Source organism: Vagococcus vulneris (genome assembly GCF_003950515.1).
GTDB lineage: Bacteria > Bacillota > Bacilli > Lactobacillales > Vagococcaceae > Vagococcus > Vagococcus vulneris.
Genome location: NZ_NGJS01000002.1, coordinates 24,799 through 47,787 on the forward strand (window position 1 = coordinate 24,799; position 22,989 = coordinate 47,787).

At 34.9% G+C, this 22,989-nt stretch carries 26 protein-coding genes, 1 pseudogene and 1 other annotated feature; of the genes and pseudogenes, 9 read left to right on the forward strand and 18 right to left on the reverse strand.

Annotated features, from left to right (window positions below; genetic code table 11):
• Nucleotides 1-20: 20 nt before the first annotated feature.
• From CBF37_RS01660 to lrgB, 3 genes are all read left to right on the forward strand, one after another.
• The gene (locus CBF37_RS01660; protein WP_125982986.1) at nt 21-758 is read left to right on the forward strand and encodes a LytR/AlgR family response regulator transcription factor; all 738 of its coding nucleotides are present in this window, start codon (nt 21-23) and stop codon (nt 756-758) included.
• A 165-nt stretch (nt 759-923) separates the two neighbouring features.
• Nucleotides 924-1,394 (forward strand): antiholin-like murein hydrolase modulator LrgA, encoded by a 471-nt coding sequence (gene lrgA / locus CBF37_RS01665; protein ID WP_125982987.1) that lies wholly within the window; start codon nt 924-926, stop codon nt 1,392-1,394.
• A 19-nt stretch (nt 1,395-1,413) separates the two neighbouring features.
• Nucleotides 1,414-2,100 (forward strand): antiholin-like protein LrgB, encoded by a 687-nt coding sequence (gene lrgB, locus CBF37_RS01670; protein ID WP_125982988.1) that lies wholly within the window; start codon nt 1,414-1,416, stop codon nt 2,098-2,100.
• 75 nt (nt 2,101-2,175) lie between these two features.
• On the opposite strand, the gene CBF37_RS01675 is transcribed toward lrgB, so the two are convergent.
• The 7 genes and pseudogenes from CBF37_RS01675 to CBF37_RS01700 form a co-directional block, all read right to left on the reverse strand.
• Entirely contained in the window at nt 2,176-2,778 is a 603-nt protein-coding gene (locus CBF37_RS01675) for an NUDIX hydrolase (protein WP_125982989.1), read from the reverse strand.
• Nucleotides 2,779-2,804: 26 nt separating this feature from the next.
• Nucleotides 2,805-3,068 (reverse strand): hypothetical protein, encoded by a 264-nt coding sequence (locus CBF37_RS01680; RefSeq protein ID WP_125982990.1) that lies wholly within the window; start codon nt 3,066-3,068, stop codon nt 2,805-2,807.
• A 232-nt stretch (nt 3,069-3,300) separates the two neighbouring features.
• On the reverse strand, nt 3,301-3,585 hold the full coding sequence (locus tag CBF37_RS11900; RefSeq protein WP_338067335.1) for a hypothetical protein: 285 nt from the start codon (nt 3,583-3,585) through the stop codon (nt 3,301-3,303).
• A gap of 78 nt (nt 3,586-3,663) precedes the next feature.
• Nucleotides 3,664-3,717, reverse strand: a pseudogene (locus CBF37_RS11930) (hypothetical protein); the annotation flags it as partial.
• Nucleotides 3,718-3,972: 255 nt separating this feature from the next.
• On the reverse strand, nt 3,973-4,818 hold the full coding sequence (locus CBF37_RS01690; protein WP_125982991.1) for a MetQ/NlpA family ABC transporter substrate-binding protein: 846 nt from the start codon (nt 4,816-4,818) through the stop codon (nt 3,973-3,975).
• 20 nt (nt 4,819-4,838) lie between these two features.
• Nucleotides 4,839-5,525 carry a methionine ABC transporter permease gene (locus tag CBF37_RS01695; protein WP_125982992.1) on the reverse strand — a complete coding sequence of 229 codons (687 nt, stop codon included), beginning with the start codon at nt 5,523-5,525 and terminating at the stop codon, nt 4,839-4,841.
• On the reverse strand, nt 5,518-6,555 hold the full coding sequence (locus tag CBF37_RS01700) for a methionine ABC transporter ATP-binding protein (RefSeq protein ID WP_125982993.1): 1,038 nt from the start codon (nt 6,553-6,555) through the stop codon (nt 5,518-5,520). The genes CBF37_RS01695 and CBF37_RS01700 overlap by 8 nt, the downstream gene beginning before the upstream one ends.
• 76 nt (nt 6,556-6,631) lie before the next feature.
• Nucleotides 6,632-6,890 (reverse strand) — a binding site (T-box leader).
• 178 nt (nt 6,891-7,068) lie between these two features.
• Here CBF37_RS01700 and deoC point away from each other — a divergent pair.
• The 3 genes from deoC to CBF37_RS01715 all read left to right on the forward strand — a co-directional run bounded on the left by deoC (nt 7,069) and on the right by CBF37_RS01715 (nt 9,384).
• Nucleotides 7,069-7,722 carry a deoxyribose-phosphate aldolase gene (gene deoC / locus CBF37_RS01705; RefSeq protein WP_125982994.1) on the forward strand — a complete coding sequence of 218 codons (654 nt, stop codon included), beginning with the start codon at nt 7,069-7,071 and terminating at the stop codon, nt 7,720-7,722.
• Between the two features lie 132 nt (nt 7,723-7,854).
• Nucleotides 7,855-8,673 carry an NUDIX hydrolase gene (locus CBF37_RS01710; RefSeq protein WP_125982995.1) on the forward strand — a complete coding sequence of 273 codons (819 nt, stop codon included), beginning with the start codon at nt 7,855-7,857 and terminating at the stop codon, nt 8,671-8,673.
• A 12-nt stretch (nt 8,674-8,685) separates the two neighbouring features.
• A complete protein-coding gene (locus CBF37_RS01715; protein ID WP_125982996.1) occupies nt 8,686-9,384 on the forward strand; it encodes an alpha/beta fold hydrolase in 699 nt (232 codons plus the stop codon).
• A 58-nt stretch (nt 9,385-9,442) separates the two neighbouring features.
• Here CBF37_RS01715 and CBF37_RS01720 read toward each other — a convergent pair whose 3' ends face one another.
• Nucleotides 9,443-11,098, reverse strand: coding sequence for a glycerol-3-phosphate dehydrogenase/oxidase (locus tag CBF37_RS01720; RefSeq protein ID WP_125982997.1), 1,656 nt, complete (start codon nt 11,096-11,098; stop codon nt 9,443-9,445).
• Between the two features lie 153 nt (nt 11,099-11,251).
• On the opposite strand from CBF37_RS01720, the gene CBF37_RS01725 reads away from it, so the two are divergent.
• From CBF37_RS01725 to CBF37_RS12020, 3 genes are all read left to right on the forward strand, one after another.
• Complete coding sequence (locus CBF37_RS01725) at nt 11,252-11,788, forward strand: DUF2179 domain-containing protein (RefSeq protein ID WP_125982998.1); 537 nt, start codon at nt 11,252-11,254, stop codon at nt 11,786-11,788.
• Nucleotides 11,789-11,904: 116 nt separating this feature from the next.
• Nucleotides 11,905-12,123, forward strand: a complete 219-nt coding sequence (locus CBF37_RS01730; protein WP_125982999.1) for a hypothetical protein — start codon at nt 11,905-11,907, stop codon at nt 12,121-12,123.
• Between the two features lie 184 nt (nt 12,124-12,307).
• Nucleotides 12,308-12,412: a DUF2196 domain-containing protein gene (locus CBF37_RS12020; protein WP_338067338.1), complete on the forward strand. Its 105-nt coding sequence runs from the start codon at nt 12,308-12,310 to the stop codon at nt 12,410-12,412.
• An 89-nt stretch (nt 12,413-12,501) separates the two neighbouring features.
• Here the strand turns inward: CBF37_RS12020 and CBF37_RS01740 are convergent, their stop codons facing one another.
• The 10 genes from CBF37_RS01740 to CBF37_RS01785 all read right to left on the reverse strand — a co-directional run bounded on the left by CBF37_RS01740 (nt 12,502) and on the right by CBF37_RS01785 (nt 22,886).
• Complete coding sequence (locus CBF37_RS01740; RefSeq protein ID WP_125983000.1) at nt 12,502-14,097, reverse strand: metal ABC transporter solute-binding protein, Zn/Mn family; 1,596 nt, start codon at nt 14,095-14,097, stop codon at nt 12,502-12,504.
• An 18-nt stretch (nt 14,098-14,115) separates the two neighbouring features.
• Nucleotides 14,116-14,229, reverse strand: a complete 114-nt coding sequence (locus tag CBF37_RS01745; RefSeq protein ID WP_125983001.1) for a putative metal homeostasis protein — start codon at nt 14,227-14,229, stop codon at nt 14,116-14,118.
• A 17-nt stretch (nt 14,230-14,246) separates the two neighbouring features.
• Entirely contained in the window at nt 14,247-14,516 is a 270-nt protein-coding gene (gene rpsN, locus CBF37_RS01750; protein ID WP_125983002.1) for a 30S ribosomal protein S14, read from the reverse strand.
• A 183-nt stretch (nt 14,517-14,699) separates the two neighbouring features.
• Nucleotides 14,700-14,918, reverse strand: coding sequence for a hypothetical protein (locus tag CBF37_RS01755; RefSeq protein ID WP_125983003.1), 219 nt, complete (start codon nt 14,916-14,918; stop codon nt 14,700-14,702).
• A gap of 86 nt (nt 14,919-15,004) precedes the next feature.
• The gene (locus CBF37_RS01760) at nt 15,005-15,838 is read right to left on the reverse strand and encodes a hypothetical protein (protein WP_125983004.1); all 834 of its coding nucleotides are present in this window, start codon (nt 15,836-15,838) and stop codon (nt 15,005-15,007) included.
• A gap of 11 nt (nt 15,839-15,849) precedes the next feature.
• Entirely contained in the window at nt 15,850-16,698 is an 849-nt protein-coding gene (locus CBF37_RS01765) for a sugar ABC transporter permease (RefSeq protein ID WP_125983005.1), read from the reverse strand.
• Nucleotide 16,699: 1 nt separating this feature from the next.
• Entirely contained in the window at nt 16,700-18,001 is a 1,302-nt protein-coding gene (locus CBF37_RS01770; protein WP_125983006.1) for a sugar ABC transporter permease, read from the reverse strand.
• Between the two features lie 68 nt (nt 18,002-18,069).
• Nucleotides 18,070-19,332: an extracellular solute-binding protein gene (locus CBF37_RS01775; protein ID WP_125983007.1), complete on the reverse strand. Its 1,263-nt coding sequence runs from the start codon at nt 19,330-19,332 to the stop codon at nt 18,070-18,072.
• Nucleotides 19,333-19,407: 75 nt separating this feature from the next.
• On the reverse strand, nt 19,408-21,195 hold the full coding sequence (locus tag CBF37_RS01780; RefSeq protein WP_125983008.1) for a glycoside hydrolase family 13 protein: 1,788 nt from the start codon (nt 21,193-21,195) through the stop codon (nt 19,408-19,410).
• A 23-nt stretch (nt 21,196-21,218) separates the two neighbouring features.
• A complete protein-coding gene (locus CBF37_RS01785) occupies nt 21,219-22,886 on the reverse strand; it encodes an alpha-glucosidase (RefSeq protein ID WP_165866599.1) in 1,668 nt (555 codons plus the stop codon).
• Between the last annotated feature and the right edge of the window lie 103 nt (nt 22,887-22,989).

The following is a 22,989-nucleotide window of genomic DNA, read 5'->3' on the forward strand; positions in this document are numbered from 1 at the left end:
TTTGAGAGGATTTGATAGTTATGCATGTTTTATTAGTCGATGATGAACCATTAGCACGAGAGGAACTACATTATCTCGTGTCTTTATATGATGGTATTGATAGCATTGCCGAAGCTGACTCTGTTGAAGATGCGATGAATGCCATGATGGATAAAAAACCTGATATCATATTTTTGGATATACACTTGACTGACGAGAGCGGTTTTGACTTAGCCGATAAATTATTAAAATTAAAAAAACCGCCCTATTTAATCTTCGCAACGGCCTATGATGATTATGCGTTAAAAGCGTTTCAAGTAAACGCTAACGACTATGTTTTGAAGCCCTTTGAAGAGAAAGTTATTCATAATGCTTTAGATAAAGCCATCACTAATTGTGGGGAAAAACAACCAAATACAGCAGTTAATGAGGCTGCTCAAACTGGTGCCTTAGACACTATCCCTATTCAAGGTGAGGACCGTATCTACTTAATTCATCCAAAAGAAATCTACCTTGTATCAGTGGAAGACCGCGAATTAAGCGTCCATACGCTACACGACATCTATCAGACAACCGGTACCCTCAGTGGAATCGAACAAAAATTACCGGATGATACTTTCTTTAAGACGCATCGCAGTTACATACTTAATACTACCAAGGTCCAAGAAATTCAACCATGGTTTAATAATACGTTACAAGTTACTTTAGATAATGGTCTGAAAGTTCCTGTTAGCCGATCCTATGTGAAACGATTAAAAGAACGTTTTGGGTTAAATTAGCCGCCTGAAAAATTTATTAAATAACTCTGCCTCTGAATCAATGTATTTCAGGGGCTTTTTTTTGTAAGTTACGTTCTACACATGTCAATTGACGTATTTTCCCGCTCAATTAAAGGGCTTTCTTATATACTAAGAGTGTCAAAAGAGAAAAGGAGCGAATCAATCATGGAAAATACACAACGAAAAGTAAACACTGAAACAAAAACAGTGGAAGTTAAGAAAGCTGCAACATTTTTAGAACAAGCATTTATTTTTTCATTAATCATCTTAATCTCTTACGGAATTTCAGCAATTTTGCCGATTCCAATGCCTGCTTCAGTTATCGGTCTTATTCTATTATTTGTTGCCCTTTGTACCAAAGTTGTTAAATTAGAACAGGTTGAAGGCTTGAGTAATAATCTATCAACAATCATTTCATTCTTATTTGTTCCTTCTGGTATTTCATTGATCAACTCAATCGATATTATGCGAACAAATGGTATTCAAATCTTGCTGATTATTTTCGTTGCAACGTTTGTCCTACTTGCACTAATCGGTTGGAGTGCTGATTACTTATTAAAAGTTCGCCGTGCCCATAATGCTAAAAAATCTAAAAAAGTCAAAGTTACTGCAGCTGTTGAAGCAGTTAAACAATAAAGAAAGAGGTTGACTCATTATGAATCCATATGTCGGTATTATTATCTCATTTGTAGTTTTCGGAATTGGAACATTCTTATTTAAAAAAACAAATAAATTTTTCTTATTCACACCTTTATTCGTTGCTATGATTTTAGGTGTTGTCATTCTTAAAGTAACTGGAATCAGCTATGAAGAATATAGCGAAGGCGGTAAGATGATCAGCTTCTTCTTAGAACCAGCGACAATTGCTTTTGCTATTCCACTTTATAAGAAACGCGATGTGTTGAAAAAATATTGGCTTGAAATTACAGCAGCAATTACCATTGGTTCACTGATTTCAGTCATCAGTATTGTCGGTGTTGGAAAACTGATTCAAATGAATCCGCAAATGATGGCATCATTGCTTCCACAAGCAGCAACAACAGCGATTGCAATTCCAGTTGCAGAGTCTGTCGGTGGTATTGCTTCAATCACAGCCTTCTCAGTTATCTTTAACGCGGTAATCGTTTATGCACTCGGACAAGCGGCTTTAAAATTATTCCGTGTCAAAGATCCAATCGCAAAAGGTTTAGCATTAGGCGCAGCCGGACATGCACTCGGTGTGGCAGTAGCGATGGAAATCGGAGAAACAGAAACAGCTATGGCTAGTATTTCCGTGGTAATCATCGGAGTTATCACAGTTATCGTTGTCCCTCTATCTGCGACATTGCTAGGTATTATTTAAATAGTTGTTTATCTTTTAACACATATAAATAAAAATAAAAAGTTGTCGGCTTTATAAAATACCGGCAACTTTTTTTTATTCTAAATACATATCTTTCCTATTTTTTAAGGTGCACAGTTGTTCATATGTTGTTCGCTTTTCAGATAATTTTGGCAGATTCTTTATATCAAAAAAATCACATGCGGCCGTTTCATTATTTGACATAAATGTGCCATCCAACACTGTGCAGTTGAAAAATAATTTATAATATTGAAATAATTGTGGAATATCTTTTCGTTTATCTGTATCAAAAATTCCTGCTAATTTATCAACAGCAACATGATAACCAGTTTCCTCAAAGACCTCTTTTATCACATTTTCTGCCGCCGAATAACCGATATCCGCATACCCCCCAGGTAATGACCATTCGCGACTTTTAATATCTTGAACTAATAGTATTTTACCGTCGTTATCTTCAATAAAAGCACGTACATCTACCTTTGGAGTAGGATATCCTTCTTCTTTGTCGAGCACACATTTTATTTTTCCGTCATCTAAGCTTGTGTACTCACCAATCATTTTAGTTAATATGCTTTTCATTTCTTGATAACGCTCTTTGTCAAACACATCACGTCCATACATTAATCCGGCATCAGCTAATGCGAGCAGACGTCTTAAATCCTCAAGTGAACCAGACATTGTAACTCCTCCTAAATAAAAGTTTATTAATACCTATTATACAGATATACAACAGCAAAGACAGCCAACCCATAAAATATAACATCCCAAATAATCCATTTTTTCTTACCTGTCTCAGCTTTAGGTATGAAGTAACTATCAATTACTATACCAAGTACAATGAGTAAGATAAACATTACTTCCGCATTTGCAAACCAGATACTTGCTGCAAGAACTAACACATAGATAATATTAACTATAGTAAATAAACGATGCTGGTTTTTTGGTAAGTACTTTAATCTATCGAGCATCAGATCACCCCTTATATTCTTTAGCCTATATTATACCTATTTTTCATTTGATTTGATACACTCCACTAATCTTTATACACTAAGATCGTCATGAGATCGTAAAAAAACACATCCCCTTTATCGGCATGCGTTTGATAGTCTTAGTTCATCAAGAAAAGAGTAATACCTGTAATAATTAAAGCTAAAACAGCACTAATTAAACTGAAGATGATAACAATAACGGCTTTTTGTTTTAAGTGTTTTTCTCATCACGCTGTTTGATTAATACTTCTAAATCTTTTGATCCTTCAGAAAAAGCGATAATTTCTTGATAAGTTTTTAGATTATACTTCTTCTTAGTTTTCTCTACACGGTATGCAAAAAACATACTGATTGCCCATAAAAGTAAGAACGGTATTACCCCTTTCCATCCAAAAATAATAATACTTGGCACGCCGATAAGTAACGTTAATACTAAAAAAATCAAAATGCCTTTTGTGTCTGCATTCATTTCTTTGTTTGCTACATCGTTTTTCATTTTTTCTATATCTCCCTTCACTAATTCATCTAAAGAGATATCAAAAAGAATACTCAGTGCAATTAAATTATGAATATCAGGATAGGTTTTATCATTTTCCCATTTAGAGACAGTTTGTCTAGTTACATAAATTTTTTCAGCAAGTTATTCCTGAGATAATCCACTCAATTCCCGATAATTTTTTAATTGTTTACTTAGATTCACTTTATTACCTCCTGGTAGTTTTAGGATAGAACATCAAACTTCTTTTGTCTGATTATTAAAATGTACATCGCCTATAATCTGATGTATACGCTTGTTTACATACTTATAATATGCACTATCTTAGGCATACTCACAACAAATAAAAAAGCAGTCAGAAATATTTTCCAACTGCTAATCAAGCTATTAGTCGACAATTTTAATGGTACCTTTCCATTTTTCATCGACAAATTTTTTGATTTTTTCATCATGCAAAGCTTCTACTAATGCTTTTGTTTTTGCACTGTCTTTATCTTCTGTACGAACAACAATAATATTTGCATAAGGTGAATTATCTTTTTCAACTAATAGTCCATCTTTTTCTGGGTTCAAGCCAATTCCTTCGGCAAAGTTTGCATTAATTGCGACCATATCGCCTTCTTTATTTTGATAGGCTGTAGCTAAAATTGCAGGATCAATATCATGCTTGAATTTTAGCTTTTTAGGATTTTCTTCAATATCATCAAAAGTGGCTGTTGTCAAATCAGTACCTTTTTTAACCTTTACTAAATCAGCATCTTGAAGTATTGTAATAATTCGACCCCAGTCGGTATTTGAGTTACTCGTAATAATTGTTGCACCTTCAGGTAGTTCTTTGATATCTTTTATTTTCTGTGAATAAAATGCCATTTTTTCTAAATGAACGGCACCTGCATTAGTAAAGTCATATCCTTTTTCTTTTACTTCTTGGTTAAAATACGGAATATGTTGAAAATAATTTGCATCCAATTCTTTTTCTGCTAATGCCTTATTAGGTAAGATGTAGTCATTAAATACCTTAATATCCAAATCGTACCCTTTTTCTTTTAATAACGGCTTAGCCTGCTCTAAGATTTCTGCATGTGGTGTTGGCGAAGCACCCACCACTATCGTTTTATTATCTGATTTTTTCCCGCTATCAGCTTTTTTATCTCCTTCTTTACTGCTGCCGCAAGCTACAAGTCCAATCGTCACTAAACTTAGTAACCCTAATGTCAATAATTTCTTTTTCATACGGAAATCCTCCTAATTTATTATCGCTTATCTATTTTTTTTACAATGGTATCACCAATCCATTGAATAATAAAAACTAAAATCAAAATCAAAACTGTTGCTAACATAATAATTGTATACTTATTTCCCATAAAGCCACCTTGGTATGCTAGAGAACCTAGTCCACCTGACCCAATAGCACCTGCCATTGCGGTAAATCCAATCATCGTAATTGTCGTTACCGTAATTCCCGATACTAGTGCTGGCAAACTCTCTGGAATCAGTACTTTAAAAATAACCTGTGCTTTTGTAGCACCCATTGCTTCACTAGCTTCTAAAACCCCTGAATCGACTTCACGAAAAGCAATATCAACTAACCGTGCATAAAAAGGAGCCGCTGAAATAATCAATGCCGGCAATGCTGCTGTCGGTCCCAACATCGTACCGATTAATGCTTTAGTTAATGGAAATAACAAAATAATTAATATGATAAAGGGAATTGATCTAAATGTATTACTAATAATCGAAACAACTAGGTACAACACGCGATTGATTGGTTTACGATTTTGACTAAAATAAAATAGCATCAACCCGATTAACAATCCCAGTATGGCAACAAATATTGTAGAGACAATCGTCATATACAATGTCTCTTTAGTTGCTGTTATAAATGCATCCGGTTGGATTTCTGACCAATTAAAATACATTTCTGTAAAACTTTTATCCATATTGAATCACCTCAACTCCCACACCATTTTTCTCAAAGAAAACTAAACTTTCACTTAACAACTCAGAAGGACCAGTAATTTGCACCAACATTGTCCCAAATGAACTGTGATTAGTTTGCCTAATATTTGCTTGTAAAATATTTATATTAATCGGGTATTCTCTAATTGCCTGACTAATCACCGTTTCTGTTGCTTTTTCTCCCTCAAAAATCAAACGTGCTAGCATTCCGTCAGGATATGTATGAATCAATTCCTTAAGAATTTCCCCGCTCTCTTCTTCATCATTAACAGAATCCTGTTTGACAAAATTAGCAGTTACGATTGATTGCGGATTTTTAAAGACATCGATAACTTGACCGATTTCAACAATTTTACCATGTTCCATTACCGCAACTTGATGACAGATTTTACGAATAACATGCATCTCATGTGTGATTAAAACAATCGTTAAATTTAACTTTTTATTGATATCCAGTAATAAATCTAATACTTCATCTGTAGTCTGCGGATCTAGCGCACTCGTTGCCTCATCACAGAGTAAAATCTCCGGATCATTTGCTAAAGCACGTGCGATACCCACTCTCTGTTTTTGTCCCCCCGACAGTTGACTTGGGTATGCATCTTCTCTGCCTTCTAAACCAACCAATTTAATTAATTCTAGAGCCTTCGTTTCACGCTGTTGTTTTGGTATTTTACTTAATTCCATCGGCAGTATGATATTCTCTTTTACTGTCCGTGACCACAATAAATTAAAATGTTGAAATATCATGCCGACTTTTTTTCTAAAATCTCTGAGACCGCGCCCTTTTAATTTGCTGACATTCTGTCCGTTAACAATAACTTCACCAGATGATGGTGTTTCTAAATTATTAAAAAGTCGAATTAATGTACTCTTCCCCGCACCGGAATATCCAATAATACCAAAAATTTCACCTGTATCAATTGTTAAGTCGACATTATTAACTGCTGTTACATCCGCCGACTTAGTTTTAAATCTTTTAGTTACATGATTTAAATTAATAATCCCCATAATATTACCCTCCTACTAATTTCTATTTACAAAAAAAGCCTCCGTCCTTTATCTACTTTTTATTCTAAAAAAGTAAACAAAGGACGAAAGCATTGTTTCGTGTAACCACCTTAATTCGTTATTATTTCACAATAATAACCTCACTCAGTACGCAAGAGAAACTCTTTCAATACTGCTGTCCGCTAACGGGAACTCCCGAGAAAAATTTACTGGAAACAGTTCATTTTTCTTAACTCAAAGACCATCTTCTCTATATAAACTAATCCTCGTTTTCACCAACCGAGGTCTCTAATTAAAAAGTTTGATACAGGTACTCTTCTTATCAACATTATGTTTTTTTATTAAGATTGGATTAATTATCGCAAAATCATATATCATTGTCAACACTTTTATTAGCATTTCCTCATTTTAATTTATTCTAAACACTAATCTTATGACAACTAAAAGATAAAATGATAAAATAATAATTGAACAAATAGTAGAAAAATTTTTATTTTCGGAGGAGATTGAAATATGACAAAGTTTGACAATATTGCTAAATTTATAGATCATACAATGCTTTTACCTGAAACATCAGAAGAACAAATCAAATTATTATGTAAAGAAGCTAAAGAACTTGGTGTTGCTTCAGTATGTGTTAATCCATATTGGGTACCATTATGTCACGAGTTATTAAATGATTCAGGGGTAAATGTGTGTACAGTAGTCGGTTTCCCATTAGGTGCAAATACAACTGCGACTAAAGTTTTTGAAGCAAAAGACGCCATTAAAAACGGTGCTGTTGAGATTGACATGGTTATCAATATTGGCGAATTAAAAGCTGGAAAAGAGGATGTTGTCAAAGATGACATTGCTGCTGTTGTTAAAGCTTGTGGCAAAAAAGCAATTGTTAAAGTCATCATTGAAACATGTCTATTAACAGATGAACAAAAAGTTAAAGCTTCTCAACTTGCAGTGGATGCTGGTGCAAAATTTGTTAAAACTTCAACTGGTTTTTCAAGCGGCGGAGCAACTGTTGCTGATGTGAAATTAATGAAGAACGTTGTTAAAGATTTAGCAGAAGTCAAAGCTTCTGGTGGGGTTCGCACTAAAGAAGATGCTTTAAAAATGCTAGAACTTGGAGCAACACGTTTAGGAACTAGCTCAGGATCAAAAATTGTTAGATAGTTTTTTAAAACAAAAAACAGCTTCGGCTGTTTTTTTGTTTTTTTTACCTAAATTTACCGATAAACAGGTGATTTTTTTTTATGAAAATGATACTCTTAAGTATGATAATTTGTTTAAGAAAGGGCGTTTTCAATGTCGTCATTTAACAATCCCTCAGAAGAAAAGCACTATTATGAAACTCAAGTACCAGAGAACGAATTTTTAGCATGGTACAAGAAGCAGCATTTCCCTACACATGACGTTCCGTCTGTCACGGTTGATATTGTCTTATTCTGTTATAATCGTGATGAAGATGATTTAAAAATTCTCTTGATTAAAAGAGACACACATCCATTTCAAAATTCATGGGCCTTACCTGGTGGTTTTGTTCAACAAAATATGTCCACAGCAGAAAGCTGTATTCGCCAAACATATGCAGAAACAGGTGTAAACATTACGCGAAATAATATTGAGCAACTACATACTTTTAGTACACCAGGACGTGACCCTCGTGGATGGGTCATCACAATTAGCTATCTCGCCTTTATTGGTGAAGAACCACTGACTGCAGGAAAAAAAACATCCGACGCCTCATGGTTTTCGGTAAAGCGTACAGCAAACTTACTAACACTTAGCAATCCTAATAAAGCACAAATTAAACTAAATTTAATTAATGGTGAATCACTTGGTAAAGATTCATTAGCTTTTGACCATGCAGTAATTGTGACAAAAGCCTTTAATCGCGTGTATAATAAGATGTATCATGAACCGCAAGTCTTGAGAGTGTTGGGTGATACATTTACTATTACTCAAGCACGTAAACTTTATGCCAAGTTTCAGGGAGAAGATTACCGGAATATCGATCATTCAAATTTTAAAAAATCATTATTGCCTTTTTTAACAGAAGTTGGACAAAAAGTAATTGGTGTTGGGCGTCCTTCTAAGATATACAAATTAAAAGCAGTAAATTAAGGAGATTATACTATGTCTGAAAAATTAGTTTCATCTTATGATGGTACACATATTTACTATAAAATCATTGGTGAAGGAGAACCGTTGCTGTTTATTCACGGAAACAGTAACAGTCATAAATATTTTTACAGACAACTTAAATTTTTCAAAAAGAAGTATCAATTAATTTTAATGGACACACGCGATCACGGACATTCGTCCAATAATGCATCTGATTTAAATTATAATGATATCATGCAAGATATTGTTGCAATTATGGACAATGAAGCCTTTGACCAACTATCTGTTATTGGTTTCAGCGATGGTGCGAATATCGGTCTCGCATTTGGTGCCCAGTTTCCCGAGCGCTGCAATAAATTAATTTTAGTATCACCAAATATGACTTACAACCAATTAAAGCGAACACAACAATGGTTTATTGAAGGTGCTTATGCACTAACCAAATATTTACTGCACATGAAAAAGCGCGCACGAGTCATATATTTAACGATGTTAGATGTTCCTATCACTCAAAAACAGCGTGAAGAATGGGAGATTCCAACATTAGTCATCATTGCTGACAATGACATCACTACGACTGCAAGTATGATTGCCTACGTTGAACCGATCAATAACATGGCTCTTAAGATTATAAAGAATTCTCTACACTCAATCCCCATGTTACGACCAAACACCTTTAATCGCTTAGCGTTTGATTTTTTGGAAAAATAAAAGGCCAATCTGACCTGTGCTTACCTTTAAAGATAGCACTTGTCAGATCAGTCTTTTTTTAATATCTATAAATAGTGTGTCTTTCAAATTCTTCTGAGACATCTTTTTGGACTTTCTCATATGTTTTATCTGACCATTGATAGTAGTCAGCCATCACATCGCATACTGCTTTGGCCATATCATGACACTCCTCGATATTAAACAGCATACTCCCTGTTCTTCTAAGTAAGAAGTCAATTGGATGCAAAACCATTTCTTGTGCCAGTCCGTATTGCAGCATCGCATATTGACAATCTGATAGTTCGGTTGAATTTTCTTCCATCAAATATTCATAGACTTTATCAACATTTGCACCATAACGATGAACTAATTTTTCGGCATCTGCTTCATTTAAATTAAAATTGTTTACACCGCGCTTAACCATTAATTCCACAAAATGTTCAAAGCCAAGACTACCGCCGACTTCACCGCCAGAAAGAGGCAGATTTTCAGTATCACAGGCAACAAATGTAAATCCCTCATTCTTAGCTAAATCCTTCATTACAGCATCAACTATTTGCTCAGCCATTTTACGGTAACCTGTTAACTTACCACCAGCGATTGAATACAAACCACTTTCTGAATGAAAAATTTCATCTCGTCGAGAAATCTCAGATGGGTCTTTCCCAGCTTCATGTATCAAAGGACGGACGCCTGCCCATGCGGACTCAACATCTTCAACTTTTAGCGGCTCAATATCAAACATACGGTTGGTTCCTTCAATAATGTAAGTAACATCATCTAATGTTATCGTTGGTTCAGCTGGATTTTTTTCATAAAAAGTATCCGTTGTTCCAATATAAACTTTTCCTTCACGTGGGATAGCAAACATCATTCGATTGTCCTCGTAAGGTGTATCAAAATAAAGCGCATTCGAAATTGGAAATTTGGATTTATCTACAACAACGTGAACACCTTTTGTTAAATGCAGAAATTTACCTGTTTTTGAACGGTCCAACTCACGAAGATTATCCACCCAAGGACCAGAAGCATTAATAATTCGTTTAGCATAGATAGGATATTCCACATGATTTATTGTATCCAAAACACGTACACCGATGATTTGACCAGTTTCATGACTGTATAATAATTTAGTTACTTTTGTGTAATTTGCGGCATAAGCTCCTAATTCAGATGCTTTTTTTATCGTTTCTAAGGTCAATCGTGCGTCGTCAGTACGATATTCAACATAAACACCCGTTCCTTTAAGACCATCTTTTTTCAAATATGATTCTCTAACAATCGAATCCTCGGGACTTAACATGTATTTACGTTCTTCTTTTTTAACACGTGCCAGGCGATCATAAACATCTAATCCAATACTTGTTGTAAAGGCACCAAAAGTTCCCCCACTATAAAAAGGAAGCATCATTTTTAAAGGTGTTGTTACATGAGGAGCATTTTCATAAACTATTGCACGCTCTTGTCCGACTTCGGCGACTGTTTTAACATCAAACTGTGCCAAATACCGTAATCCACCATGTACAAGTTTGGTTGACCGACTAGAGGTTCCTGAAGCAAAATCACGCATCTCAACTAAGCCAACAGACAAACCTCGTGTAACCGCATCCAAAATAATGCCAGCACCAGTAATCCCCCCACCAATAACTAATACATCTAATTGTTTCTCTGACATTTCTTGCAAATTTTTCAATCGTATATCATTTGAAAACATAACTACCAAGACCTCCAATTTCAAAATTTTAAAGACACAGTTATTTTAACATAAATAAGCCGTTTGATATAACAATTCATACCATTAAAAGAATGATTTAAATAACCGTTAATTTGTGATACGATGAGGCAAATATTATTTTTTTGAAAGGGGATGTCTGGGTTGGATATTAAAACACTAATTATGATTTTTGGGATTAATTTTTGCTATATTACACTAAACACTATCCGATTTATGTTAACAATGAAGGGATACCGAGTTGCAGCACCACTCGTCAGTATGGTCGAAATTACTATTTACATTGTTGGACTATCACTCGTCTTAAATCAGATGGATAATCCATTAAATATTTTTGTCTACGCTTTAGGTTACGCAGTAGGTATTAGTGTGGGTATTCGGATTGAAGATCATCTGGCTTTAGGTTATATAATGGTAACCGCTATTGTCCCCCGCAGTGAATCAACGCAAGGTTTAGCAAATACAATTCGTCAAGAAGGTTACGGTGTCACTCAAAGTATTGCTGATGGACGTGATGGTGAACGGTTAGTCTTAGAAATTTTATCTGCACGGAAAACTGAACGAACATTATATAAGTTAATTAAAAATTTAGATGAGAAAGCCTTCATTATTTCTTATGAGCCTAAGTATATTTCAGGAGGCTTTTGGACAAAACGCGTTCGAAACAAGTAACCTCTCAATTAATAAAAATACAACTTAATTTTCAGGAAGAATCCGTCATAAATAGAAATGTGTTATAATTATCATATAAACTGTCGTCTGTATTTATTTTGAAAGGAGTTTTTACAATGGATGATAATATCTTCTTCAATCAAGGAAATGTCGTCACATCTGACACTGACATTGATACACTTTATCGTGAAGTACAAATAGGAAAAAATATTAACCCTAATTATCAATACTTTATTATTCAAAATTTACAAACTAAGGACTATCTGCTGATTCAAGGCGAAGAATTAGGAAAATATAGTAATCAAAAACAATTTAAACTTATTGAACAATTTTAAATTTGACTATAAAAAGATAGATTGACACTTTTTCTGAAAATTTATTTTAAAGTAACTGATAAAGAGAAATGAGGTCAATAATGAACGGCAACACGCGTACGAACATTTACATTGGACAATTAGTGGATATAGTCTTAAAAAAGATCAACGCACAGGAAAATTAACACGCGGCCACGTCCAAAAAATTCTAACAAATAGCGCAAACCACCCGCATGGCATAAAAGTTATGCTTAACGAGGAAAACCAAGTAGGTCGTGTCAAAAGTATTATTCAAAATAATGAAAAATAGTATATCTACAAATAAACAGCAGATTCAGGCTTATGCCAAAAATCTGCTGTTTATTTTTTCTTCCTAAACCTTAGCTATCACATAAAGTTTTAGTGTGCCATCATCTCTTGTGCAATTGCGTGTGCTGATAAATCACTCGGATAATAGGTTGGCCAATTATCCATCTCTTCTAACAATTTCTTTTGACTTTCCCCGCCGAAATAAATATGAAAATGTTCTGTTTTGACAGGCCCAATATTGTGATCACTAAATTGTACGTACTTATATGGACCAGCATCTTTATCTTCTGTTTCAAATAAAAACCTGACTCCACGATTTCCTTTTTTATAAGTCAATATCTCTTTTCCTACATATTTATACTGATATGTCTGTTTTTTACCATTAGCTTCAAATGTCATTGTTTTGTCTGTAATAGTAATATGATTAACATCTGTTTTGTATCCCATTGTATAGTACTTTTTGTATTCTGCAGCAGTCTTATCTTTTCCGATTTTTGCTTTCATATCAAACACTTGGTCAAGCGAACCATTTTCTAATAACGGATAAACTGATTGCCAATTCCCAACATAGTCAGATAAGCCGCGATCTTTCACATCTTTGTCTAAAAAATAACCGTTATGGACTGTTTTTTCAGTTTCATTTGTCGATGATTGATCTGCTGCACCTTTTGTTCCTGCTGTCTTTTTCAACGGTATTAGATTCTCATTCATCACCGACACGTAATTTTTACCAGAATCGATATCTTTTTGTGATAAGCCCTCTAATGTATTCAACTCAGCTAATTCAACATCAGTCTCTTTTGCTAATGTTTTTGCAATTTTATCCGACGTATTCTGCTCAGCATAAATATATTTAATTTGATTTTTATCAATATACTTTTTAAGTTCTGCTAACTTCGCTGGTGTCGGTTCATCATGTGGAGTTAATCCCGCTATCGGTACTTGAGTTAAACCGTATTCTAGTGCTAAATATCCAAAAGCAGCATGCTGTGTGACAAACTGCTTATTAGCAGCATTTGACAAAGCCTCTTTATATGATTCATCAAGTTTAGACAATTCTTGGATATATTTTTCAGCATTTGTTTTAAATGCCTTTTCTTTTTTAGGATACAGTTTAGACAATTGATTTGTCATACTTTCCACCTCTTGGATTGCTCTATTCGGTGCTAACCAAGTATGCGGATCTAAAGCATGCGAGTGATTATGTTCTTCATGATCGTGATCATCATTATGTTTGTGTTCTTCATCATGGTCGTGATCTTTATCGGAATCATGTGTTTCTTCATCATGGTCGTGATCATGACCTTCACCTGCCAATAAAACCATACCTTCAGTTCCCTTAATAACGTTCGGTTGGCCTTTTTTCCATGATTCGGCGGCTTTTTCTACCCAACCTTCCATATTCTCATTATGATAAACCAGTACATCAGCATCTTCGATTTTAGCCATATCTTTTGCTGTCGGCTCATAATCGTGAGCTTCTGTGCCCGCCGGAATCAGCAACGACACATCTCCTTCATCACCAACAATATTTTTAGTAAAATCATACATTGGATAAAAAGTTGTGACAACTTTAAGATTGTCATGTTTTTCTGATACTTTTTTAGCAGATTGACTCTGATTGCCGCATGCTGCTAAAACCCCCGCACTGATTAAAACAATGCCTATCCCCAAAAACTTCTTCAAAATTTCCACTCTCTCATTCTATTTTATTTTACTGCGCTTATATTCTTTAATAATTTTTAAGGCACGTTTCCGTGTCTTTATATTTGGACTTCTTAACCGTCGATATGCACTTGAAATATCCGTTTTTTCCATATCTATCCCCCTTGTTTTTACCAGCTGGCTTTTTTAACTCCTGGAATCTCACCCGCTAAAGCCATCTCTCTAAACTTGATACGTGATACACCAAATTTACGCATATAACTTCTTGGACGCCCATCAGTACGATCACGATTCTTTAACCGGTTAGGATTAGAATTTATAGGTAATTTTGCTAATCCGACGTGATCTTTCTTTTGTTTCAACTCAGCTCTGATTTCTCTATATTCTGCAATTAAGCGTTCCTGTTTTTTCGCTTTTGCAATTTTTGATTTTTTTGCCATGAAAAGTCCTCCTTACGTTACAAAACGTAATATTTACGATTTACAAAAATTAGAATACCATATCTATTTTTTTTGTCAATAAAAAAAAACATGAAATTATATTCATGTTTTTAATTAAAGGTGTTTGAGCCTTTATTACGAGAGTTTCAGTATAAATTTTTTCTTTTAATTAACATCTAAGAATTATTTATCATTTTTCTTTCTGTAGACGGGATTTCCGGAATTATTATCCATATAATTAGAGTTATATTCATCTTTAATACCGATATTGGCTTTATTGATGCCGACCATTCCAGTATTAATCATCGGGTTAGAACCTTTTAAGGGGTCTTTCCCTTTTGCACGAAGTTCATCATTTTTAATACGAATCTTTTCTGACTTCAATAATTTTCTTTCTGCCATGAAAATCCCTCCTTATACTAACAATTTAACATATTTCTGTTTATTAATCAATCCTTATAAAAAAGACCCCTTACTGGGATCTTTTTCTACTGACTAATTATCAGTTGTTCATTTTTTGCTAGACCGTCATTAAATTTCGTTTTTACAAACACAAGCATAATCACCACAGCTAGTCCCAAGGATTGAATAGTCAGCATTAATGAGAGATCATACATAAATAGGCCTGACACAAGTGCTATTAGTGTTGGGATAAATAGGGCATTTAATATCAAGTTTAGGGATTCCTGATACGTTGAAATCGTCGAAAATTGATTTTTTCTTGTTAACCAAATGAAAAAGCTTGCACCAAAAACTAAAATTAACGTACTGACGATTAACAAACCGCCGATTAAAAGTGTGGTACTGATAATTCGATAGCCGGTCGTTTGTTCATTCCATGACGTATTAATGGTATCTATCAATTCCTTTGAATTTTCGATTCGAGAAAATGACATATTCTGTGTATAGGCTAGTGAAAATGTTATCCCATTTTGATCTTTAATCACGAAATTATCACGATTAAAGATAATACCTGTTGCCACTTTATCTGCATCTTTATCAGATAATTCCGCATAAATCTGCGGACCTAACTGACCAACCGGTGCTTTTTCTAATTGATTATTTTCAATATTTAATTGTTGAACTGCTGCTGCATTAGCCTTATTGGTCGCTAAATCAGCCATCAAATGCGGTGTGACATCTGCTAGATTAAGAAAAGGTAGATTTCTGGCATTCAGAGCCACAGGATTCATCAGTAAAAAAATTAAGAAGATAATCACAACAAACATTTGACCAACAGACAACCGTTTTCGTCCTGTAAACATTTTTTTAGGGCTAAAACAGCTCGCAACATAAGATATTGGAAAATGGATTGACTTCATTTACTACACTCCTATCCTTTTGTTCCTCCAGATAAAAGACCTGAGACAAAGTTCTTTTGCAGGAAGAAAAACAACACTGAAATCGGCAACGCAATAAGAATTGCTCCGGCAGAGAACAAGGCAATTTTTTGATCATGTGCATTATTAATAAATGTTTGCAAACCAACAGCAACAGTTATACTTTCTGGACTGCGTAATAAGAATTTCGCTAACATAAAATCACCGAATGGTCCCATGAATGCCCAAAGTGCCTGAACAGCAATCATCGGCTTAACTAATGGTAAGACAATCTGCCAGAAAATTCTGAAATGCCCAGCACCGTCAAGTTTTGCAGACTCATCTAAATCAATTGGAACTGTATCAAAATATCCTTTCATCAGCCAAGTGTTCATCGGAATACCGCCGCCAATGTAAATTAAGGTCAAGAACCATGGCTGATCTAACGCATTCAATAATAAAGCCATAACATAAAAGGCGGTTAATGCTGCCATCGTTGGTACCATTTGAATAATTAAAAAGAATTTCAGGCTCTTCTTACGTCCGACGAACCGATAACGACTGTACGTATAACCAGCCAAAGTAATGATTAATACTTGAAAAATCATCGTTGAAATGGCAATAATTAATGTATTTATATACCAAGTACCGTACATCGTTTCTGAGAATAGACTTTTAAAATTATCCAGTGTCCATTGTCCGCCGAAGTCTAAGCTGAATGCACCCACATTTCCAGCCTTAAACGCTGTACTTACTGTAATCAGCAACGGATACACAACAATGACGGACAAAATAATGAGAAATAAATAAGTAAAAAAATGACTGAGAAATCGTTCTCGTTTAACGGAATGAGCTTTTTTCATCTTACATGCCCTCCATATCAAAAGCTTTTGTTTTCTTAAAGACTATCAATGATACACCAATAACAATAAAAGATATTATCAACGTAACAGCGGCCGCAACTGAGTATTGTGGGGCATTACCTGTAGTCAATTTATAGATCCATGAAATTAAAATATCCGTTGAACCGGCACCGCCGCCCACACTGCCGGGACCTCCATTATTAAATAGGTAAATCATTGAGAAATTATTAAAGTTACCCGTATATTGGGTCACAAATATTGGTGCGGCAACATAAAGAATCATCGGTAATGTGATCGTATTGAAGCGTTGCATAGAATTAGCACCATCAATTTTAGCAGCCTCATATAATTCTTCTGGAATCGATTGTAAAATTCCTGTGGTCATGACATAAATATATGGGAAGCCTAACCAACCTTGAATCATAATAATCGCAACTTTTGTCCAAAATGGATCCGTTTTCCATGCTATCGGTGCGATATCAATTAACGGCAAGTGGTTCAACATTGGTAAAACTTGAGTATTGATTGCACCAATACTATCGTTAAAGATATTAGAAAAACTCATGATAGTAATAAACGCCGGAACTGCCCAAGGTAATAAGAAAATAACGCCGAATAAACGTTTCCCCTTTATAAATTGTTGATTTGCCACTACAGCAGTCATCACACCCAAAACAATTTGCAAAGTCGAAGCACAAATAGTCCATATTAGCGTCCAACTAAATACCGCACCAAACGTTGAACGATACGAACTTAAGAAAAAGATACTAAAAAAATTCTTAAAACCAACCCAATCAATAAGTCCTGCAGGCGGAATATGTTTAAAGTCATAATTTGTAAATGCCATAAATAACGTTACTAGTACAGGGAAAATGATTGAAACTGTCATTACCAAATATGCCGGCAATGTTAATAGATACGGAAATCCTTCATCAAATAAATTATTAATAATTTCTTTTGGTGTTGTATTGACTTTCTCACCATTATTCCACAGATTGGCCACAGCTTTTGCATCTTTAATGTTGATAGCATAGAAGATGAAAAAAATGACAGTTATGATTAACTGCATGGTACCCTCAATTAATAAAAATAATGAGTGATCTTCCACAGGCACTGTTCCTAACGTGACAAATCCTTCAATTGCTCCAATACCAAACGTGAGTAATTCGAAAATAAATAAGGCAAAAATTGCTAAAAAGATAAGCCCCTTAAACTTCTGCTTATTATAAAGCTGACCCAAACCCGGTATCAAGGAAAGTCGTGCAGCTTTTTTCACATCTCTTTTTATTTCATTTGTATTCATGTTATTTTCTCCTATTCTTTTTATAAAGAAGACAGCAGAGCGTTATCCTCCTGCTGTCTAAAATACTATTATTCACCGTATTTTTGAGAAATATTTTCATTAATTACTTTTACTGCAGCATCAGCAGCTTGTTTTGGTGTTTGTTTTCCAGCAGCTGCATCAAACATTAAGTTTTCGCCGCCAGCCCAAACTTCTGCCATTTCTGGAATATTAGGCATTGGACTTGCATTTTCATACTGCTCAACCACAGCTTTGGTAATTTCATTATCACCTTTTTTAGCTTCTTCTCGTGCAGTATTATTGGCTGGTACTTCATTTGTCATTGTATATAATTCTTTTTGGTTCTTATCATTTGTTAAGAAATCAATAAATTTTTGACTTAATTCTTTATTTGTTGAATAATTGCTGACAACCCATGCTTTTCCTCCACCGAATGGTTCATAGTTTTTACCATTTGGAAGTGTTGGAATTTTAGCAGCACCAAAATTAACTTTAGCTTCTTTATAGCCGTTTGCAGCCCATGGTCCATTTATAATTGCTGCTGTTTTACCATCAATAAATTGGTTGTCGATAAAATCACCAGAACTCTTGATATCCAGCATTCCTTTAGGCCAGACTTCTTTATACCATTTTGTCGCGTACTCAATTCCTTCAATAGCACCTGGACTCGCTAATCCGACATCTTTAGGATCTGTACCATCTTTACCGAATACATACCCTCCATAACCGGCTAATAGTCCATATGCATTATAAAAGTCAGTCCATTTTGCTAAGAATGCAACATTTTTACCTTTTTCACCTTCAAATGCATATTTTTCATCTTTAGATAAATCTTCTAATTCTTTAAATGTTGTCGGTGCTTTTTGAATTAAATCCTTGTTATAGTACATAATTAACGTCTCAATAACAGCTGGAGCACCGTAGAATTTTTTATTAACAGTTACTTGGTGTTTATCTTTTTCACCATAATGGCTATCACCTGACAGTTTCACCTCAGCAATATGTCCTTGTTGTCCCAAAGGTCCTAAACGATCATATGCAGACATCATAACATCAGGTGCTTTTCCTGCTGGTCCGTCTAAAGCCAGTGAATCTAATTGATCAAACATATCTTTTTCGACAAGCTCAATTTTAATTTTATTTTCCTTTTCAAATTCACCTTTAACTTTTTCTAAATACTTAATGTAGCCTTTATCAACTGAGACAGTCAGCGTATCGCTTTTTTTAGAATCCGCTTTCTCATCTCCCTTACTGCTTCCACATGCTACTAAAGTTAAAGCAACACCTGCAGTTAACAAACCAAGTCCAAATCGTTTAAACCCTTTTTTCATTTGCGTGAGCCTCCTAGTTGTTGTTATTGATTACACTTTTAGATTATTCTGTTACGCATTTCATTGCAAGCGCTTTTATATTGTTACCGTTAACATGTTTCTCTTTTTTAACAAAATAAAACTGTTTGGTTCAACAATCACTTGTGAATCGCTGATTTCAGTACCCTGATACATTAATACTTCTCCTGTAATAGAAACAGTTTGGTCTTTTTCACCGTTATTAAAAATTCCGATAATCTGTTGATCCTCTAATTGGCGTGTGCAAATGACTAGACGATTTTCATTATCCAATACATCAAATTTTAAAGAACCATACGAGAGTATTTGCTGCTCATCTTTTCGCAACTGTATCAACTGCTGCATAAATTCATAAAACTGCTGATCTTGCTGATTTGGATCCCAGACCATACATTTACGACAATCTGGATCACCGCCGCCGTTCATTCCATATTCTGTTCCATAGTAAATACACGGTGACCCTTGTTGAATAAAGGTAAAGGCCAAGGTCATTTGTGCTAAAGCTTTATTATTATCGCAGACCGTCAAAAGCCTTGGAGTATCATGCGAATCTAGACAGTTAAACATCACTTGATTTGTTTGTTCACGATACAGCATTAATTGTTCATACAGGCCGCTTGCCAACTTAGTTGCTGAAATATCACGCTTAACGAAAAAGTTGGTTATCGTTTCTGTATAAGCATAGTTCATCACCGCATGAAATTCATCGCCATTCAGCCAACTCTGAGAAGAGTGCCAAATTTCCCCTAGAATATAAAAATCTGATTTTAAAGCTGTTGCTGCATCGTGAAATTTACGCCAAAAACGATGGTCAACTTCATTGGCAACATCTAAACGCCAAGCATCAATATTAAACTCACGAATCCAGTAAGTCGCAATATCTAATAGATACGCCTGAACTTCAGGATTGGCAGTATTTAATTTAGGCATACGCGGTGTGAACGCGAATGTATCATATGAAACAGTTTTAGCACCTTCAAAATTGCCATTTGTGCCGAATTCTACTGGATAACTGTGAATATGAAACCAATCTTTATATCTTGAATGCTGTCCGTGTTCAACAACATCTAACCACTCTTTAGAATAATATCCCACATGATTGAAAACAGCATCAAGCATGATTCGTATGCCGCGGCGGTGTGCTTCATCAACAAGCTTTTTAAACAATTCCTTATCACCGAAATCTGGGTCGATATCAAAATAATCAATCGTATCATATTTATGATTTGATGATGCTTTGAAAATTGGACAGAAGTAAATGCCATTGATTCCTAAGTCAACTAAATGATCAAGATGATCTAAAACACCCTGTAAATCGCCGCCAAAAAAATCTGTTCTGCTCGGATCTTTACTGCCCCAAGGCAATGTACCCTCTGGGTCATTGGATGAATCACCGTTTGCAAAACGCTCTGGAAAAATCTGATACCAAACTGTTTCTTTCACCCATTCAGGTGATTTAAATTGATCTGCTTCATGAAAATAAGGCAGACGGAAGTAATTTTCTGGTTTTGCAATGACCCAATCGGACAGAGTAAATATCCCACGATCGCCATAAAAAACACGATCGCCATCTTGACCGGTTAAATCAAAAGCATATTGCAATCGTCTAAACTCCGCACTTGCTTCTATGAACCAATAGTCATAATCTTCCGTTTGTGCCAGTAATGTCATCGGCAGAGATTCCTTGTACCATTGTTCTTCATTTATTAAATAAGGATCCCCATTAATCAATCTAGCTTCTTTAATGTCTCCTCGCTTTGCTCTTAAACGGATATGCATTAAGTCAGTTTCATACAAATAAGCATATTCGCTTTCTGGTCTATGATACAGTGCTGCTCTTTCCATTAAAATCCCTCATTTACACAATATTATTTTGATACAATGATGTAATCATACGGCTGCATCATATCTGCCATTTTATAATCAAATGACGACATGACAACTTGATAATTATCTTCTAAAGATGATAACCAATCTGGTACGTCTGTCGGTTCTTCAGTTACGTGACACACAACAATAGCCTCCTCATCAGCCAATATGCGCTTATATGCAATCAAATTGTCACTTGTTTGAATAAACTCTGTTTTTCCTTTTTGAAAGATATCATCTTTTTTTAACCTTAGTAATTCTTGATAAAAAGTCAGAATACTGTTAGGATCGTCTTTTTCTGCTTGAACATTAAATGCTGTTTCTATATTCACTCCTGACCAGCAGCCATAATCTGAAAATCCTGAATATTTATCAGCTGTCCATTGCATACCACCTCGACTAGCCTCTTTATTAATGCTGGCAATCATTTTTAATGCCTCTTCTTTAGAAAAGTCGTTAGCAAGCAGCTGATTATATTGTTCTTTAGCAGTCGGTTGCTGAAAAGCACTAATATCAGAAATCTTAAGATTTTTCATACCGATCTCTTCACCATATAATAAAACTGGAATTCCGCTAAGCAAATACATAGCAGCAGCTAAAGATTGACTGCTTTTAACACGATAAGCTTCATCATTGCCAAACCTTGAGACTAATCTCGGCATATCATGATTATTCCAATACAATGTTGGCTGCTGACCTGCTTTTAAATCCGTCTGCCATGATATCATACGCTTTTTAAAATCAGAAACGTTCAGTGTTTTTGGACCAAGTCCTTTCGGAATCAGCGGATTTTCAATGATTTCTCGATCTTGGATATGATCAAATGAGATAACCGTACTGCATAAATTTTCGCCAATATAATCTAAAGCTAATTTAGGTGTGGCTGAAGCCGCCTCTCCAACAATAAAAATATCCGGTTTAACCTTTCGTAATTCACTAATAAACTCCTCAAGATAGACTCTAACTTCTGGTAGATTAGCATAATATTGTTCAGCTAATGCTATTTCTCCACTCGCGATGTTAGGAACGTTCAATGAAAAATCATCTTTTACCATATGAATAAAAGCATCTAATCTAAACCCGTCAATTCCTTTAGATAGCCAAAATTTTGCAATATCAACCATCGACTTTTGTACCTCAGGATTCTTCCAATTTAAATCAGGCATTTCTTTAGCAAATAAATGAAAATAGTATTGACGACTATGTGTGTCATATTCCCAAACAGAGCCGCCAAAAAATGATTCCCAATTATTTGGTGCAGAACCATCTTGGGCTGCATCTTCCCATAAATAATAATCTCGATAAATATTATCTTTTCCCTTTAAGGCCTCTTGAAACCATGGGTGCTGATTGGAAGTATGGTTTAATACTAAATCAAAAATAATACGCAAATCGAGTGCGTGTGCCTTTTCAATCAATTCTTCGACGTCTTCTAACGTGCCGAATATTTCATCAACAGCATAATAATTTGACACATCGTAACCGTTATCAATTTGCGGTGAAATAAAAATAGGATTTAACCAAAGTGTATTCACACCTAATTCTTTAATATAATTTAATGACTCGATAATTCCTCGAAGATCGCCAACCCCATCATGATTGGTATCTTTAAAACTTTTTGGATAAATCTGATAGATAATTGCATCTTTCCACCAATACGACGCCATGCAAACGTTCCCTCCTTTTATGTTCATTCATAGTTTAAAAAATGTTACACGATTTCACAACTACTAAATGATTGTTAGCGATAACAAAAGTAAAAATCAAGCA